General features: G+C 70.8%; 19 protein-coding genes. 12 read left to right on the top strand and 7 right to left on the bottom strand.

Annotated elements, in window-relative coordinates:
* The first annotated feature begins 20 nt into the window (after positions 1 to 20).
* Together Dvina_RS04165 and Dvina_RS04160 are read left to right on the top strand one after the other, a co-directional pair.
* The gene (locus Dvina_RS04165; RefSeq protein WP_223101038.1) at positions 21 to 926 is read left to right on the top strand and encodes an oxidoreductase; all 906 of its coding nucleotides are present in this window, start codon (positions 21 to 23) and stop codon (positions 924 to 926) included.
* A 73-nt stretch (positions 927 to 999) separates the two neighbouring features.
* Positions 1,000 to 3,813 carry a glycoside hydrolase family 9 protein gene (locus Dvina_RS04160; RefSeq protein ID WP_223101037.1) on the top strand — a complete coding sequence of 938 codons (2,814 nt, stop codon included), beginning with the start codon at positions 1,000 to 1,002 and terminating at the stop codon, positions 3,811 to 3,813.
* Here the strand turns inward: Dvina_RS04160 and Dvina_RS04155 are convergent.
* From Dvina_RS04155 to Dvina_RS04145, 3 genes are read right to left on the bottom strand one after another with little or no spacing between them, the layout of a single operon-like run.
* The gene (locus Dvina_RS04155; RefSeq protein ID WP_223101036.1) at positions 3,794 to 5,797 is read right to left on the bottom strand and encodes a hypothetical protein; all 2,004 of its coding nucleotides are present in this window, start codon (positions 5,795 to 5,797) and stop codon (positions 3,794 to 3,796) included. The two genes, Dvina_RS04160 and Dvina_RS04155, sit on opposite strands and share 20 nt — an antisense overlap.
* Positions 5,798 to 5,824: 27 nt before the next feature.
* Complete coding sequence (locus Dvina_RS04150) at positions 5,825 to 6,646, bottom strand: oxygenase MpaB family protein (protein WP_223101035.1); 822 nt, start codon at positions 6,644 to 6,646, stop codon at positions 5,825 to 5,827.
* The gene (locus tag Dvina_RS04145) at positions 6,643 to 7,071 is read right to left on the bottom strand and encodes a Fur family transcriptional regulator (RefSeq protein ID WP_223101034.1); all 429 of its coding nucleotides are present in this window, start codon (positions 7,069 to 7,071) and stop codon (positions 6,643 to 6,645) included. Before Dvina_RS04145 ends, Dvina_RS04150 begins: the two co-directional genes overlap by 4 nt.
* A gap of 119 nt (positions 7,072 to 7,190) precedes the next feature.
* Here Dvina_RS04145 and Dvina_RS04140 point away from each other — a divergent pair, with 119 nt between their 5' ends.
* A complete protein-coding gene (locus Dvina_RS04140; RefSeq protein WP_223101033.1) occupies positions 7,191 to 7,655 on the top strand; it encodes a DUF2231 domain-containing protein in 465 nt (154 codons plus the stop codon).
* Between the two features lie 3 nt (positions 7,656 to 7,658).
* On the opposite strand, the gene Dvina_RS04135 is transcribed toward Dvina_RS04140, so the two are convergent.
* Together Dvina_RS04135 and Dvina_RS55085 are read right to left on the bottom strand one after the other, a co-directional pair.
* Entirely contained in the window at positions 7,659 to 7,961 is a 303-nt protein-coding gene (locus Dvina_RS04135; protein ID WP_246656012.1) for a translation initiation factor 2, read from the bottom strand.
* A 58-nt stretch (positions 7,962 to 8,019) separates the two neighbouring features.
* Positions 8,020 to 8,154: a hypothetical protein gene (locus Dvina_RS55085; RefSeq protein ID WP_261962666.1), complete on the bottom strand. Its 135-nt coding sequence runs from the start codon at positions 8,152 to 8,154 to the stop codon at positions 8,020 to 8,022.
* Positions 8,155 to 8,239: 85 nt separating this feature from the next.
* Here Dvina_RS55085 and Dvina_RS04130 point away from each other — a divergent pair, with 85 nt between their 5' ends.
* The gene (locus tag Dvina_RS04130) at positions 8,240 to 8,422 is read left to right on the top strand and encodes a hypothetical protein (RefSeq protein ID WP_223106265.1); all 183 of its coding nucleotides are present in this window, start codon (positions 8,240 to 8,242) and stop codon (positions 8,420 to 8,422) included.
* 17 nt (positions 8,423 to 8,439) lie between these two features.
* On the opposite strand, the gene Dvina_RS04125 is transcribed toward Dvina_RS04130, so the two are convergent.
* Both Dvina_RS04125 and Dvina_RS04120 read right to left on the bottom strand, forming a co-directional pair.
* Positions 8,440 to 9,309, bottom strand: coding sequence for an MFS transporter permease (locus Dvina_RS04125; RefSeq protein ID WP_223101031.1), 870 nt, complete (start codon positions 9,307 to 9,309; stop codon positions 8,440 to 8,442).
* Complete coding sequence (locus Dvina_RS04120; protein ID WP_223101030.1) at positions 9,306 to 9,740, bottom strand: hypothetical protein; 435 nt, start codon at positions 9,738 to 9,740, stop codon at positions 9,306 to 9,308. Before Dvina_RS04120 ends, Dvina_RS04125 begins: the two co-directional genes overlap by 4 nt.
* A gap of 289 nt (positions 9,741 to 10,029) precedes the next feature.
* Here Dvina_RS04120 and Dvina_RS04115 point away from each other — a divergent pair, with 289 nt between their 5' ends.
* From Dvina_RS04115 to Dvina_RS04080, 8 genes are all read left to right on the top strand, one after another.
* Positions 10,030 to 10,524, top strand: a complete 495-nt coding sequence (locus tag Dvina_RS04115) for a MaoC family dehydratase (protein WP_223101029.1) — start codon at positions 10,030 to 10,032, stop codon at positions 10,522 to 10,524.
* A gap of 37 nt (positions 10,525 to 10,561) precedes the next feature.
* Positions 10,562 to 11,320 (top strand): DUF695 domain-containing protein, encoded by a 759-nt coding sequence (locus Dvina_RS04110; RefSeq protein ID WP_223101028.1) that lies wholly within the window; start codon positions 10,562 to 10,564, stop codon positions 11,318 to 11,320.
* Positions 11,321 to 11,473: 153 nt separating this feature from the next.
* A complete protein-coding gene (locus Dvina_RS04105) occupies positions 11,474 to 11,974 on the top strand; it encodes a hypothetical protein (RefSeq protein WP_223101027.1) in 501 nt (166 codons plus the stop codon).
* A gap of 88 nt (positions 11,975 to 12,062) precedes the next feature.
* Positions 12,063 to 12,683 (top strand): TrmH family RNA methyltransferase, encoded by a 621-nt coding sequence (locus Dvina_RS04100; protein ID WP_223101026.1) that lies wholly within the window; start codon positions 12,063 to 12,065, stop codon positions 12,681 to 12,683.
* 58 nt (positions 12,684 to 12,741) lie between these two features.
* The gene (locus tag Dvina_RS04095; RefSeq protein WP_343217144.1) at positions 12,742 to 13,383 is read left to right on the top strand and encodes a DUF6758 family protein; all 642 of its coding nucleotides are present in this window, start codon (positions 12,742 to 12,744) and stop codon (positions 13,381 to 13,383) included.
* Positions 13,384 to 13,518: 135 nt separating this feature from the next.
* On the top strand, positions 13,519 to 13,677 hold the full coding sequence (locus tag Dvina_RS04090; RefSeq protein ID WP_203853873.1) for a hypothetical protein: 159 nt from the start codon (positions 13,519 to 13,521) through the stop codon (positions 13,675 to 13,677).
* A 10-nt stretch (positions 13,678 to 13,687) separates the two neighbouring features.
* The gene (locus tag Dvina_RS04085; RefSeq protein WP_223101025.1) at positions 13,688 to 14,638 is read left to right on the top strand and encodes a PH domain-containing protein; all 951 of its coding nucleotides are present in this window, start codon (positions 13,688 to 13,690) and stop codon (positions 14,636 to 14,638) included.
* Between the two features lie 130 nt (positions 14,639 to 14,768).
* Positions 14,769 to 15,452 carry a SigE family RNA polymerase sigma factor gene (locus Dvina_RS04080; RefSeq protein WP_223101024.1) on the top strand — a complete coding sequence of 228 codons (684 nt, stop codon included), beginning with the start codon at positions 14,769 to 14,771 and terminating at the stop codon, positions 15,450 to 15,452.
* The last annotated feature ends 13 nt before the right edge of the window (positions 15,453 to 15,465 follow it).

Here is a 15,465-nt window from a genome sequence, read left to right as displayed (position 1 = left end):
AAGAGTTGCATCCTGGTGTCATGCGCTGGACCGAAGAGCAGGTGCCGGAGCTGACCGGCAAGACGTTTCTGGTGACCGGAGCCAACAGCGGGCTCGGGTTCGAGACCACCAAGGTGCTCGCCCGCAAGGGAGCGCACGTGATCATGGCTGTCCGCAACGTGCAGAAGGGAGCGGTGGCCCAGGCGGAGATCCGGGGCAGCACCGAGCTCAAGCACATCGACCTGGCCGACCTCGACAGCGTCCGGGCCCTCGCCGCCCACCTGCACCGCGAGCGGCGCACCATCGACGTGCTCGTCAACAACGCGGGAATCATGATGCCGCCCCGGCAGCTGTCGAAGCAGGGCCACGAGCTGCAGTTCGCCGCCAATCACCTCGGGCACTTCGCGTTGACGCTGCTCACCCTCGACCTGGTGACCGAGCGCGTCGTCACGGTCAGCTCGGGCCTGCACCGCGGCGGACGCGTGCACTACGAGGATCTCGACGGCGCCGGGCAGTACAACCGCCAAAGCTTCTACAGTCAGTCGAAGTTCGCCAATGTCCTCTTCGGGCTCGAGCTCGACCGGCGGCTGCGGGCGGCCGGGGACCAGCGGCGCAGCCTGCTCGCGCACCCCGGCTACTCCGCGACGAACCTCCAGCTGGCCGGGCCGACCGGCGTGCTGCGGGCGTTCATGCGGATGGGCAACGCAATGTTCGCGATGCCGGCGGCGCAGGGCGCGCTCAACATCCTCTACGCGGCGACCGCGCCCGAGGCGCAGAGCGGCCAGTTCATCGGCCCCGACCGGCTGCGGGAGTACCGCGGCTGGCCAAGCGTCGTGCAGCCCGACCCGAAGGCCACCGACGAGGCCGACGCCAAGCGACTGTGGGCCCTGTCCGAGCAGCTCACCGACGTGCAACTTTCAACTACCGACCTGCATCAACAGTCATAAAAAGACGGCTTCCTTTCCGTAGCACGGGCGGCGGTGGGTTCAATCCGACCAACCGCCGCAGGGAGGGAAGTCGATGCGACGCAACAAGATCCTGAGCGTTTTGACGGCCGTGGGCATGGCCGCGGCCGCCGCGCTCGGTGTGGCCATACAGCAGCCCGGAGCGCACGCCGCCGCCGCGTACAACTACGCCGAGGCGCTGCAGAAGTCGATCTGGTTCTACGAGGCCCAGCAGTCCGGCCCGAAGCCGGCCTGGAACCGGGTCAACTGGCGCGGCAACTCCGCGATGAACGACGGCTCCGACGTCGGGCTCAACCTCACCGGCGGCTGGTTCGACGCCGGCGACCACGTGAAGTTCGGCTTCCCGATGGCGTTCTCGACCACGATGCTGGCCTGGGGCGCTGTCGAGTACCGCGACGCCTACGTCCGCTCCGGGCAGCTCACCAACCTGGTCAACAACCTGAAGTTCGTCAACGACTACTTCATCAAGGCCCACCCCAGCGCCAACGTCCTCTATGGACAGGTCGGCGCCGGCAACCCGGACCACGCCTGGTGGGGCCCGGCCGAGGTGATGCCGATGGCGCGCCCGGCGTACAAGATCGATGCGACGTGCGGCGGCTCGGACCTGGCCGGTGAGACCGCGGCCGCGATGGCCGCCTCCTCGATCGTGATCCGTCCGACCGACCCGACGTACGCCGACACCCTCGTCACGCACGCCAAGCAGCTGTACTCCTTCGCCGACACGGTCCGCAAGAAGTACTCCGACTGCATCACCGACGCCGCGAGCTACTACAACTCGTGGAGCGGGTACAACGACGAGCTGGTGTGGGGCGCGATCTGGCTGTACCGGGCCACCAGCGACAGCACCTACCTCGCCAAGGCCGAGGCCGGCTACGCCAACCTCAGCAACGAGAACCAGACCACCACGAAGTCGTACCGCTGGACGATCGCCTGGGACGACAAGTCCTACGGCTGCTACGTGCTGCTGGCCAAGCTCACCGGCAAGCAGCAGTACATCGACGACGCCAACCGCTGGCTGGACTACTGGACCGTCGGCGTCAACGGGGCGAAGGTGCCGACCTCGCCGGGCGGGGAGGCGGTCCTCGACAGCTGGGGCTCGCTGCGCTACGCGGCCAACACGTCGTTCGTCGCGTTCGTCTACAGCGACTACCTCACCGACGCGACCCGCAAGGCGCGCTACCACGACTTCGGCGTCCGTCAGATCAACTACGCGCTCGGCGACAACCCCCGCAACTCCAGCTACATGATCGGCTTCGGGGCCAACCCGCCGAAGAACCCGCACCACCGCACCGCGCACGGCTCGTGGAGCGACAACATCAACGAGCCCGCGCAGTCCCGCCACACGCTCTACGGCGCCCTGGTCGGCGGCCCCACCTCGGCGAACGACGCCTACGCCGACAGCCGCAACGACTACACGATGAACGAGGTCGCCACCGACTACAACGCGGGCTTCACCAGCGCCCTGGCCCGCATGTACAGCGAGTTCGGCGGCACCCCGCTGGCGAACTTCCCGGTGGCCGAGACCCCGGACGGGCCCGAGATGTACATCGAGTCCTCCATCAACACCGTCGGCACGACGTTCACCGAGGTCAAGGCCATCGTCTACAACAAGTCGGCGTGGCCGGCCCGGGCCCTGACCAACGGCTCGTTCCGCTACTACTTCACGCTCGACGGCGCCACCACGCCGAGCCAGATCACCCTGTCCAGCGCCTACAACCAGTGCTCGGCGCCCACCGGCCCGACACTTGTCAGCGGCAGCACCTACTACGTGACGATCAGCTGCGCCGGGCAGAACATCGCACCGGCGGGGCAGTCGGCGTGGCGGCGTGAGGTGCAGTTCCGGATCAGCTCGTCCGGCACCTGGGACCCGTCCAACGACTGGTCGGTGCCGGCCGGTGCGACCCAGGCCGCGAACAGCCACATGACGCTCTACGACGGGTCCACCCTGGTCTGGGGCACCGCACCCACCAGCGGCCCGGCCGACACGACGGCGCCGAGCGCGCCGGGCAAGCCCGCGTTCACGAACGTCACCGCGACCGGGGCGACCGCGACCTGGACGGCCTCCACGGACAACGTGGGTGTGGCGGGCTACAACGTGTACAACGGCAGCACGCTCGTCGGCACGAGCACGACGAACTCCCTCGCGATCACCGGCCTGACCCCGTCGACCGCGTACTCGTTCACCGTCGTCGCGCTCGACGCGGCCGGCAACGCCTCGACCGCCTCGGCGGCCGGGACGGTCACGACCTCGGCCCAGACCGGGGACGTGACGCCGCCGACCAAGCCGGGCACCCCGACGGCGTCGGCCACCACGGCGACGAGCACGACGCTGACGTGGGCCGCCTCGACCGACGCGGTCGGCGTGACCGGCTACGACGTGCTGCGCCTCGGCGGCTCGGCCGGCCCCGTGGTGGTGGCCACCGCGACCGGCACCACGGCCACGGTGACCGGGCTGAGCGCGGCCACCGCGTACCAGTTCGCGGTGCGGGCCAAGGATGCGGCCGGGAACGTCTCGACGACGTCCGACCCGGTGTCGGTGACGACGACCGGGGGCTCCACGGGCAAGTCGTGCTCGGCCACGTACAAGATCACCAACCAGTGGGGCGACGGCTTCAACGGCGAGGTGACGGTGACGAACACCGGGACCACGGCGCTGGCCGGCTGGACCGTCTCGTTCACCTTCCCCGGCAACCAGAAGATCAGCAACGGCTGGTCGGGCGTCTGGACCCAGTCGGGGGCCGCGGTCAGCGTGACGAACGCCGACTGGAACGGCACCCTCGCCCCGGCCGGGACCATCGCGCCGGGCTTCGGGGCGAGCTACTCCGGGACGAACACGGCCCCGGCCACGCTCACCTGCACGGCCCGGTAAGGCGGTAGAGCACGATGTCGCCGGCGGACCAGACAAGCGCGGTCTGGTCCGCCAGGCGCGGCGACTCCCGGCCCTGCGCGCGGTCGACGAGGATCCAGCGGACCCGCCGATCCCACAGCCACCGCAGCCGGGTCGGGGTCGGCTCGTAAAGAGCCAGGTCGTTGGCCTGGAGCCGGGCCGGGTCCCAGTATCGCCGGGCCGGCCCGACACCACCGCCGGCGGCCTGGATCGCGTTGGACTCGGGTGAGTAGCCCCAGCTGCCCAGCAGGACCCGGCGTTCGGAGTACGCCGAGATCCAGTACGCCAGGCTCTGGTCGGCCTGCCGGCCGGAGCCGACCCGGTGCACGTTCGTGGCCACATACTCATCCGGGGTGCTGTGCGCGCGCAGCCAGCGGGCCCCGGCCGCCTGGTCGGGGGTGACCCGCACGTGATACGCGGTGCCGAGGTTGGCGTGGTGGACGGCGTCGTAGGGCAGCCCGGCGCCGCCGGCGAACAGCACGACGACCAGGGCCGCCGGCGCCCTGCGAGTGGCCAGGGCGACGACGAGCACCAGTGCGGCGAAGCCGTACACGCCGTAGATCGCGAGCCGGGGCGGCGGGATCGTGAAGTTCCAGGCCACGACGGCCAGGCCCACGGCTGCGGCGACCCCGGCCGGCGGCACGCGGCGCAGCCCGGCCGCGGACAGGATCGCCCCGAACGGAAACCCGGCGATCGCGAAGAAGTGCTGCCCCCACGAGTTGTGCCAGATCAGCACGGTGGCCGCGAACCCCGCCAGCGCCGCCCCGGCCAGGAACCGCTCCACCGGCCCCCACTCGCGGACGAACAGCGCCCCGGCCAGCCGGAACCCCATCGCGATCGCGTACGCGCCCAGCCCGGCGGCGATGACCAGCGGGCGGCCGCGCGCGAAGTCGGCCATGATCCCGAAGGGCTTCCAGGTCAGGCCGCCGCCCTCCCTGCCGTACAGGAAGACCAGGGCCAGGCCCATGACCCCGGCCAGCACCGCGATCGCCCGCCACGCCCGGCGCGGCCCGGCGCAGACCAGGCCGGCGAGGGCGACCGGCAGCACCGTCGACTTCGCCCCGGCCACCCCGGCGGCCAGCAGCGCGAGCAGCAGCCAGGTCCGGGCGGTGGACCGCTGCCGCAGGATCTGGGCGAGCACCGCGATCAACGGCATGGACAGGGCGCTCGCGTACAGCACGGACCGGCTCGACCACGAGTAGTACACGGTGATCGACCCGAAGAACGCGGGCGCCCGGCCCGGCAGGACCGTCTCGCCGACCGTGTACATCAGCGCCGCCGCCACCGGACCGGCCCAGGCGCGCCCGGTGACCCGCCACGCGGCCACGGCGAGCAGCACGACCGCGAGCACGGCCAGGGCCGGCAGGTCGAGCCGGAACCACAGGACGGGCAGGTCGATCCCGGTCAGCCGGCCGGCCGCGGCGAGGTGGGCGTAGGCGAACCAGTGGTACGGCAGGGCCTCGTCGCCGAGCTCGGGGACGGCGAGTGTCGCGTGGTGCTCGAGGTCGCCCGCAACGGCGAGCAGGTTGAGCTGATCGATCATGTAGTCGACCGGCCCGCGCTCGGGCACCGGCGGGTTGACCCGCATGAAGGCCCAGCCGAGGTAGCCGACGAACCCGAGCGCGACCCCGGCCACCGCCCACGACCAGCCGATCGTGGGCCGCTGCGGGTAGTCGGGGGTGCGCAGGTGGCGGCGCAGCAGGATGACCGCCAGGATCGGCCAGGCCCAGAACACCGGGCGGGCCGCCGTCTCCACGACAAGCCCGACGGCGGTGCCGAAGGCCAGGTCCTCGACGAGGCTGTGCGGGCTGCGCCGCAGGGCCCGGTAGATCAGCACCCCGGGCCCGACGACCGCCAGTGCGGCGTAGGCACCGTAGGCCGCAATATCCGAAATGTCGGTTTTGAGCAGAAGCAACGGTACCGTCACAGCGGCGGCGACAGTGAGCGCCGGCAGCCAGCGGGTCACGCGAGGTTGAACGCGCGGAGCGCCCCTCTAGTTGCGCAGACCCAGCCGCTCGAACGCGCGCTTGCGGGCCGGCGACTCGATCCACTCGATCGGCACCTTGCGCAGCAGCCGGCCGAAGACCCGCGCGTTCACCGAGGTCACCAGGTCCGTGGTGGGCAGCCCGGGCAGCCCGTAGAGCCGGCGGGCCCACGGCGGCAGCAGCCCGATCGCCAGCGCCGACACGCTGAACGCGGCCCCGCGGACCGGGGTCAGCCCCAGCCCGTACGGCAGCGGCGGCATCGTCAGGAAGATCCCGGTCGCCGCCGAGTCGACGGTGAGCTCCAGCTGCGGCCGCATCCGCTCGTAGTAGGCGTCGACAGCGGCCACCGAGTCGGGCACCGTGGCCGGGTCGAGCCCGACGAGCGCCGCGGCCCGGGTCTGCTCCCGGTAGTACTCGTCCGCCTCCTCCGGGCGCAGCCGCAGCCCGCCCCGCTGGACGGCGGTCAGGTACGACTCCACCTCGGTGACGTGGACCCAGCGCAGCAGCTCGGGGTCGTCGATCCGGAACCGCTCGCCGGTGCGCCTGTCCACGGCGGTCATCCGGGCGTGCAGCCGCCGGACCCGCAGCCCGGCCTTCTCGGCCTCCTCGGTGGTGCCGTAGATCACCGTCGTCACGAACGTCGAGGTCCGCGCGAGCCGCCCCCAGGGGTCCTGGCGATACCGGCTGTTCTGCTCCACCCCGGCGACCGCCCGCGGGTGCAGGGCCTGCAGATACAGGCTGCGCAGCCCGCCGACGGTGACCATCGGCTCGCGGTGCACCCGCCAGGTGACCGAGTCGGGGCCGAACAGCCCGCAGTCGCCGGCGCTCACCGGTCGTCCAGGCGCCGCTGCTGGCAGGCCGGGCAGAGACCCCAGAATGTGACCTCCGCCTCGTCGAGGACGAAGCCGTGGGCCTGGGACGGGGTCAGGCAGGGCGCGTCACCCACCGCGCAGTCCACGTCGGCGACCTCCCCGCAGCCGCGGCAGACGACGTGGTGGTGGTTGTCGCCGACCCGCGCCTCGTATCGCGCCGGGCTGCCGGCCGGCTCGATCCGCCGGGCCAGCCCGGCCCGGGACAGGGCGCTGAGCACGTCATACACCGCCTGGGTGGAGACCGTGTCGAGGCGCTGGCGGACCCGGGCGGCGATCTGCTCGACGTCGAGGTGGCCGCGGGAGCTCTCGAGGACCTCCAGCACGGCCAGCCGGGGCCGCGTCACACGCAGACCCCGGGTGCGCAGCAGATCCTCACCCGACACCCCTCCATAACACCACGCAACCTGGAACCGTTCAAATGTTTCTGGTCTCTTGAACCAAAGGAACCCCTGCGCAGGTACCCCATGGGCGGGGAGGATCCGTAACAGAACGAGGAGGCTTCGTGTTCGATCGTGTCTCAGGCATACCGGCACATCCGCTGTTCGTGCATGGGGCCGTGGTGCTGGTGCCGCTCCTGGCGCTCGTCGCGGTCCTCTACGGGGTGTGGCCGGGAAGCCGCCGGCACATCCGCTGGCCGCTCATCGCGTTCGCGGTGGCCGCCCCGATCGCCGTCTTCGTCTCCAAGGAGTCGGGCGAGGAGCTGAGCAAGCAGTTCGGCGACTCGCCGGCCGTGGCCGCGCACGAGGAGTACGCCGACAAGCTCTTCTGGTTCATCCTCGCCCTGGCGGTGGTGAGCCTGGTGATGGCGTTCATGGTGCCGGCGACGCGCGAGAGCACCGCGGCGATCAAGGCTCCGGTCGTGGCGCACTACGCGGTCGCCGCGCTGGCCGTCGTGCTGGCGGTGGTGTCGGCGTTCTACGTGTACAAGACCGGCGACAGCGGCGCCCACATGGTCTGGGGCTCCTAGCCGCTAGAAGAGGGCGCGGCCGCAGAGGATGAAGAGCAGGACGAGCATCACGGCTCCGGCGAACAGGCCCATGCCCCGGGTCAGGATCGTGGCCGCCTGCTCTTCACGGTCGATGCGCTCGGCGTCCTGGGCCGGCAGTTGCCGGGGCGGGGCCGGGGGCTCGACCACTGGCGGGCGCCAGCCGCGCGGCGGCGGGGTGCTGCGCGGCGCGCCGGTGTAGGGAACGCTCGCGGGCACGGACGGCGGCGGCACCGGGGGCGCCGCGCTCCCCTCGGGGGGCCGTCGCCAGTACGCGTCATCGCTCATGACCACCGACATTACCCACCGCCGGAGCATTCTTCCGGCGGTGGGCGTCGTACCGCATCTAGTCGTTCTCGAGATCCCGCAGATCGGCAAGGGACATCGGGCGGGTCGCGTCGGGGTCCTGCTGGTCGAGCCGGAGGGTCTCCTGCTCGTCGGCCGAGGGGTCGCCGACGGGCTCAGTTGTCGGTTGCGTCATGCCGCCGAGTGTGACCGCGCGGCGCAAAGACGACTGTCGCCATTCGGCCACTTTCCGGCAAACTCGCGGGGGTAGTCTCGCAGCCGTGGCAGGTACCAGCGGGTGGGCGCCCACCGATGAACAGCGCGAAGTGAGCTTCGAGGACTTCGCCGACGAGCTCGTCGTCCTTCCGGACACCACGACCGACGACACCGACGCGGGCTGGGGTGAGCGCGCGTCGACGAACGACGACCGCCTCCTCGCCGACCGCCCGCCCCACTGGGACTAGGCCGCCGGGCGAGCGCCTCAGGCCGCGGTGGCCGGCTCCGGGGACTGTCTGGTGCGGTCGCGCCACTTGCGGTACCAGATGACGGGTTGGATCTTCTCCAACGGCAGGAACGACGTCATCGCGATCTGGTGCGGGATGAACGAGATCGTGATCAGGCTGACCGTCATCAGGTGGAACAGGTAGAACCCGGCCACAACAGCGTAGCGCCACTTCGGCTTCACGAAGAACACGATCGGGCTGAACAGCTCGAAGCCGACGATCCCGAACTGCGACGCGGTCGTGAAGCCGGGGATCTTCAGCAGCCACTGGGCCAGCGCCGTGCCGCGGCGGATGAACGAGCGGGTGAGCGTCGCGCCGGTCAGCCAGGCCAGGCCGCCGTAGCGGAACTTGGAGATCGACGCCAGGAAGTAGGTGGCGACGACCGCGACCTGGGTCGCCCGCAGCGCGAACCCGCCCGCCTCCGTCGGGGTCTGATCGCCGTGGCGGGCGCGGCCGGCGGTGGGCAGGACGGCCAGGGCGACCAGGATGGAGTACCGGTCGTGGTCGATCTTGCCGTAGCTCATCGCGATGACCATCCACTCGAAGTACAGCGCGAAGACGGTCCAGCCGAGGAGGCGGTGCGCGCGCCCGGTCGCGGCGAGCAGCGACAGCGGGATGAGCGCGTAGAAGATCGCGTTGACGAGCAGGTGGGTCGGCGTGGGCAGGTGCAGCAGGCGGCCGACGACGAGCGGCTGATACAGGTTGCCGGGCAGGTTGCCGTGCGACTTGATCCAGGCGCTGAAGAAGATCAGGTCGAGCGGGATGAACAGGTACACCAGCGTGCGGAACGCGGCGATGCGCGCCTTGGGCACGGGAGCGAACAGCCAGGACGTGAAGCGCTGGGTCACGGCCGGTACCTCGCCAGAACCACCTCGGTGATGACCCCCGTCGGCTGGGCGTTGTGCAGATGGTGCTGCACCTCGACGATGTCCACCTCGACGAGCGGCGGCTTGCCGGGGTTGCGGGCGGCGTAGGACTCCCGGACCGACTGCAGCAGCGCCGGGTCGGCCTTGAACCGCTCGATCTGGGCCTCGATCTCGGCCCGCCGCACGCCCGCGTTCTGCTCGTCGAGCTCGAACCTGCGCCCGGTCGTGTCGATCCCGTCGGTGCGCAGCACCAGGACCGGCTCGTTGGGCTTGTCGGCGGTGGCGAACATCCGGAACGGCGCGAACGGGAACACCGAGTCGTCGGCCCAGAACGTTCCGGCCAGGGTGAGCGCGCTGACGATCAGCGCCGCCACCATTCGCGCCACGCGTCCGCGCGTGTTCAACCGTTCCATCAGCACCGGACCTTACCGCACGATGAACGACTCACTCTCCGTAGTGCGACAGCCATCACAACGCGTAGTGAACACGCTCAGCTCCGCAATCATGTGACGCGCGTCTCTATACGGAGCGTTGCAATCTTGCAAAATGAGCCGCCAAGATACTCACCACGAAGCGTGGGCGGCGGGCGCCAGGCAGAGCCCCGCCGCTTGCTGCGTTTTGTCACACTCACCGGCTTCCCTCTACCGAGTGCCCGATCCGGCCCGGCATGCTGCCCGGACACGTGAGAGCAAGGGGGAGACGATGCGGTTCGGGCGCTACTACGAGGAGTTCGACGTCGGCGCCGTCTACCGGCACTGGCCCGGCAAGACGGTCACCGAATCCGACGACCACCTGTTCTGCCTGCTGACCATGAACCACCACCCGCTGCACCTCGACGCCCACTACGCCGAGACGTCGACGCAGTTCAAGCGCAACGTGGTCGTCGGCAACTACGTGTACTCGATCCTGCTCGGCATGTCCGTCCCCGACGTGTCCGGCAAGGCGATCGCCAACCTGGAGGTCGAGTCGCTGCGGCACACCGCGCCGACCTTCCACGGCGACACGATCTACGGGGAGACGCTCGTGCTGGACAAGCGCGAGTCGGAGTCGAAGCCGGACCGCGGCGTGGTGACGGTGCAGACCAAGGGGTACAAGCAGGACGGCACGCTGATCTGCGTGTTCACGCGCCGCGTGATGGTGCCGAAGCAGTCGCACGCCGGCCCGGAGGCGCCGAGCTTCCCGGAGCCGAAGTCATGACCCCGGCAGGGTTGTAACAGCGTCAAGGAGGACCGGCGTGGGGTTGCTGCGCAGAATGCTGGGGCGGGAGCCGGCCTGGGCCGAGCGCTGGGCGGTCTACCCGGGCGAGGTGGGCGGCCGGATGGCGATGTACAACATCGACCTCGGCGCCGTGGAGGCCGCGCCGGTCGCGCGCTACCCCCAGCGCTTCGACGTCGAGTTCACCTACGCGGGCGACGGCGTCAGCGGCATGCCCGCGGCCGGCGAGCTGGCCTCGATCCACGAGCTGGACGCGGCGGTCCGGCAGGTGCTGCGCTCGGCCGGCGGCGCGCTCGTCGGCCGCGTCCTGTCCGACAACACCGGGCACATCACGGGGTACCTCCCGGCCGACAGCATCCCGCCGCCGCTGCCCGCGATCGCCGGCATCACCCCGCGGACCGGCATCGCCTCCGACCCGGGCTGGACCCGCGTCCGCGACGAGCTGACCCCCGACGCCTGGCAGCGCAACATCATGGACGACAACCAGGTCGTGCAGGAGCTCGAGGCGCACGGCGACCGCCTGAGCGCGCCGCGGGCGGTGGAGTTCCTGGCCTACTTCCCCGACCTCGACCGCGCCGAGGCGACAGCCCAGGAGCTGCGCGGGGACGGCTTCGCCGTCACCGTCGAGCGCGGCGACGAGGGCGACTTCGTCCTGCAGGCGATCCGCCGCGACCCGGTCGAGCCGCCGACCCTGCACGAGCTCACCTGGCAGGTCCGCGGCATCGTCGAGCGCCACGACGGCATCTACGACGGCTGGGGCTGCATGGTCCAGGCGTAACGCCCGGTCCGAGACCCACGGCCGGCCCCCGTCCCGGCTCCCGGTCGTGCTCCCGGCCGGATGCGGGGGCGGGCCGTGGACCGCAACCGTGGCGCCTCTGCGAAAGGGCGCATCGGCGGATTTTTCGGCATACGCTCGCGGAGGGAGGTTGCCATGGTGAGCAAGCCCGCATCCGGCCCGTCCGGCCGCCCGGCCGTCGGGGTCGACCTGCCGCTGCATCGGCAGGAGTGGGACCTGCTCGTCCGGCTCCCCCGCAGTGTGCTCGTCGTCGCCTGCGCCGGTGACGAGCAGGTCGACGCCGTCGCCGGGGTGGCGGCCATCGCCTCCGGACAGCGATCCCGGGCGCTGCTCGTGCGCGGGGTGGTCGCGGCCATCTTCGCCGAGCAGCTGACCGACAGCGACCTCGACGAGCGGGCCGTGCGGCCGGAGGCGGTGCTCGCCGACTGCGGGTCGGCCGTGCGGCTGCTGGCCGAGCGGCTCGGGGCGGACATCGCGCTCGCCTACGGCGAGTGGCTCATCGACATCGCCGCGAGCGTCGGACGGACCGCCTGGCAGGCCGGGCGCATCCGGCTCGGCGGGGTGGAGATCCACCTCGCGGAGCGGCGATTCGTCAACGGTATCGCCCGCGAACTGGCGCGCGCCTTGCACCGCTGAGGCGGCACTCCCCCGGCGCGCCGTGAGCGCCGGCCGGGTGGGCTGGGCAAACCTTCTCACCCGGCTGGCCTCCAATACTCTGCTGCGCATGGAGAGCGACGAGCTGCCGGTCGGCGTCGGGCCGTGGGACGGGCCCTGGCCCGCGGGGGACCACTACGACCCGGAGCTGCTCGCCGCGGGTGACCGGCGCAACGTGGTCGACAGGTACCGCTACTGGCGGCTCGAGGCGATCGTCGCCGACCTCGACACGCGCCGGCACCCGTTCCACGTCGCCGTGGAGAACTGGCAGCACGACCTCAACATCGGCACCGTCGTGCGCAACGCCAACGCCTTCCTCGCGGCCGCCGTGCACATCGTCGGGCGGCGGCGCTGGAACCGGCGCGGGGCCATGGTCACCGACCGCTACCAGCACGTGCACCACCACCCCGACGTCGAGACGTTCCTGGCCTGGACGAAGGAGGCCGACCTGACGCTCATCGGGATCGACAACCTGCCGGGCGCGGGGGCCCTGGAGCGGGCCGAGCTGCCCGAGCGGTGCGTGCTGCTCTTCGGCCAGGAGGGCCCCGGCCTGTCGGAACCGGCGCGGCTGGCGTGCTCGGCGGTGTACTCGATCGCGCAGTACGGCTCCACCCGCTCGATCAACGCCGGCGTGGCCAGCGGTATCGCCATGCATACCTGGATCCGCCAGTACGGGGTCGCAAACCCCTGAACGGCCTTACCGTGGGTATATGGGCGTCGCAGTGAGCTGTCCCCGCTGTGGTGGTCCGGTGCGTGCGCCGGACCTCATGCACTCCGACTGGCGCTGCGACGCCGACGGCGCGGTGCTGCCGTTGCACATCGCGCACCACATCGGGCCGGAGATCGTCGAGTCGGCCAAGACGCGGCTGGTCGCCGCCGCGCAGCGGGCCGGCGACAAACGCCCGACGCCCATGTGGTGTCCGTGGCCGCTGCCGAGCGGCTGGATGATGACGGGCGTCGGGTGGGTGGGCGACGAGCGCTCCGGCATCCGGGCCACCGCGGTAGCCTGCAGCGGGCCCGGCGTGGTCGAGCACGGGCCGGCCGACTGCCTGATCATCGCCGAGGAGCCGGGCATCGGGCTCGGCACCCGGTTCGCCGGCATTCCGGGGACCGACCCCGGACCGTTCCTCGACGGCGACATCGCCACGACCACCGCGCACGCCCGGGTCCGGGCCGCGGGCTGGCCGCTGCCGCTGTGGATGGCCAAGTCACCGGAGGACCGCTGCACCTATGTCGGCGAGGCGGCCGGAATGTGGATCTACGTCGTCACGTGGCCCGCCGCGGCCGGATATCTCCTGGAAGAGGAGCTCGACCTGCACGATCTGTCCGACGACGTTCCCGCGCACCTGATTTACGGCGCGCCGTCGCCATATCTTCACGGCCAAGCGTAGACATCAACCTCTACGATCAAGCTCCGGACGGGCCTGCCGTCCGGCGCGGCGCATCTGCACCCTGAGCCGCGCAGCTGATACGCTGAGTTTGGCCGGGGCGCTGATGCCAGTGCCGCGGGGAGGGGATTGACGGCGATGGTCAAGAAGGTCCTCACCTGGGGAAGCATTGCCTTCCTCATCTTCTTCGTGGCATATCGGCCACAGTCGGCTGCCGAGGTGTTCAAGTCCATCGGCGGCGGCATCATGGACATCGCCACAGGATTCGGCGACTTCTTCTCGAGCCTCGTCGCCTAAGGACCCAGCCATGTCGACCGGTGCTGAACCCCCCGAGGACGACCCGAACGCCCGGCGGTTCCAGGACCGGGACACGGAGCCGATTCCGCGTGCACGCCCCGGCTCCCGGCCGGAGGCCCGGCCCGACTACTCCACCGACGAAGAGCCGCCGGTGGAATACTCGCCGACGTCCGACTACGAGGCCGCACGCGATCGCGACTACCAGTCGCCGCGGGCCGAGTACACGACCGACGGCGACGACTTCGTCTCCGACGCCTACGCGGACCCCATGACCGACGGCGCGCACGCGCGCGGCGGGGCCGCCCCGCAGTACGGTGCCGCGCCGCCCTCCTTCTCCCAGGACGAGTTCGCCCGGCTCCAAGGCGGTGAGGCGGCGCCGTCGGTGCCGCCCGGCAGCCGGATGGCGCCCCTGGAGGACGAGGCCAGCGGGCACGCCTCCCGCTACCTGTTCCCCACCGAGAAGTTCCGCGGTGAATGGAAGCGGCACTGGATCCAGCTCGCCCGGGAAGGTGGCATCGCCATCGTCGCGACGATCGCGATGGGCTACATCGCGGGCTGGCTCACCAAGCACAACCAGGAACAACTGCGGATCGCCGTGGTCGTGATCTGGGCGCTGGTGATCCTTTACTGCGCGTGGAAGGTCGCCGACTGGTGGTACGACCGATTTATCCTCACCAATAAGCGGGTGATGGTCGTGTCGGGGATTTTCACGCGCAATGTGGCGATGATGCCGCTGCAGCGGGTCACCGACATGAAATACGTGCAGTCATTGACCGGGCGCATGTTCGGCTACGGCCATTTCGAGCTCGAATCCGCAGGTCAGGACCAGGCTCTGCGCAATATCCGCAATCTGCCCAACCCGAATGAGCTCTACCTTCGCATCGTCGAGGAAATGTATGAGCCGGAGGCCGTCGAGGCCCGCCTGGGCCGCGCGGTGACCGGCGAGGACGACGGCACCTGAGCGGACCGCCGACGCTTGCGGCGGGTCCGGACGCAGCTGGGAGTTCGCTGAAAATCTGTGTCCCCATGCAACCTCCGGACCCCCTCGTGGCGTCTTCGTACGTGGGCGCGGAGGGTGGAGGGGGCGGCGGGTGCCGGACGAGGCAGCAGGGTTCCGCGAGGAAGATTTTCGTGAGTTCGTCGCGCTTCGCTCCAAGGCGCTCCTACGCACGGCCTACCTGTTGGCCGGCGACTGGGCGACCGCCGAGGACCTCCTCCAGATCGCACTGACCAAGACCTTCCTGGCCTGGAAGCGGCTCGGGCACATCGAGGCCGTCGAGCCCTACGCCCGTCGCGTCCTGGTCAACACCGCCACCAGTTGGTGGCGCCGGCGCTGGCACGGCGAGCGCCCGACCGAGATCCTGCCCGAGGGCGCCGCCGCCGACCAGCTCGAGGAGAGCCTGGAGCGCGACGCCATGTGGCGGCACGTGCGCGCCCTGCCCAACCGGCAGCGGGCCGTGCTCGTGCTGCGGTACTACGAGGACCAGTCCGAGGCCGAGACCGCCCGCCTGCTCGGCGTGTCGGTCGGCACCGTCAAGAGCCAGACCTCCCGCGCCCTCGCTACACTGCGTGAGAAGCTCAGCGCCGAGGGTGTCCGCCCGGCCGTGAAGTCACAGCCCGCGCGCCCTCCGACCACACCCGCCCCGCCTCCCGTTGCGGCACTCGATGTGCCGGATCTTCCGGTGATCGAGGAGCCGGAACAACCTTTTGCCGAGGCTGAGGCGCTTCTACCCGCGGACACCGCGGTCGAGAAGCCGGTGGAAGTCGAAGTCTGACTGTGCGCGTGGG

Origin of the sequence: Dactylosporangium vinaceum (assembly GCF_019904175.1) — a bacterium.
GTDB lineage: Bacteria > Actinomycetota > Actinomycetes > Mycobacteriales > Micromonosporaceae > Dactylosporangium > Dactylosporangium vinaceum.
Note: the sequence above shows the minus strand (reverse complement) of the source record. Positions and strands in the feature narration are given on the sequence as shown.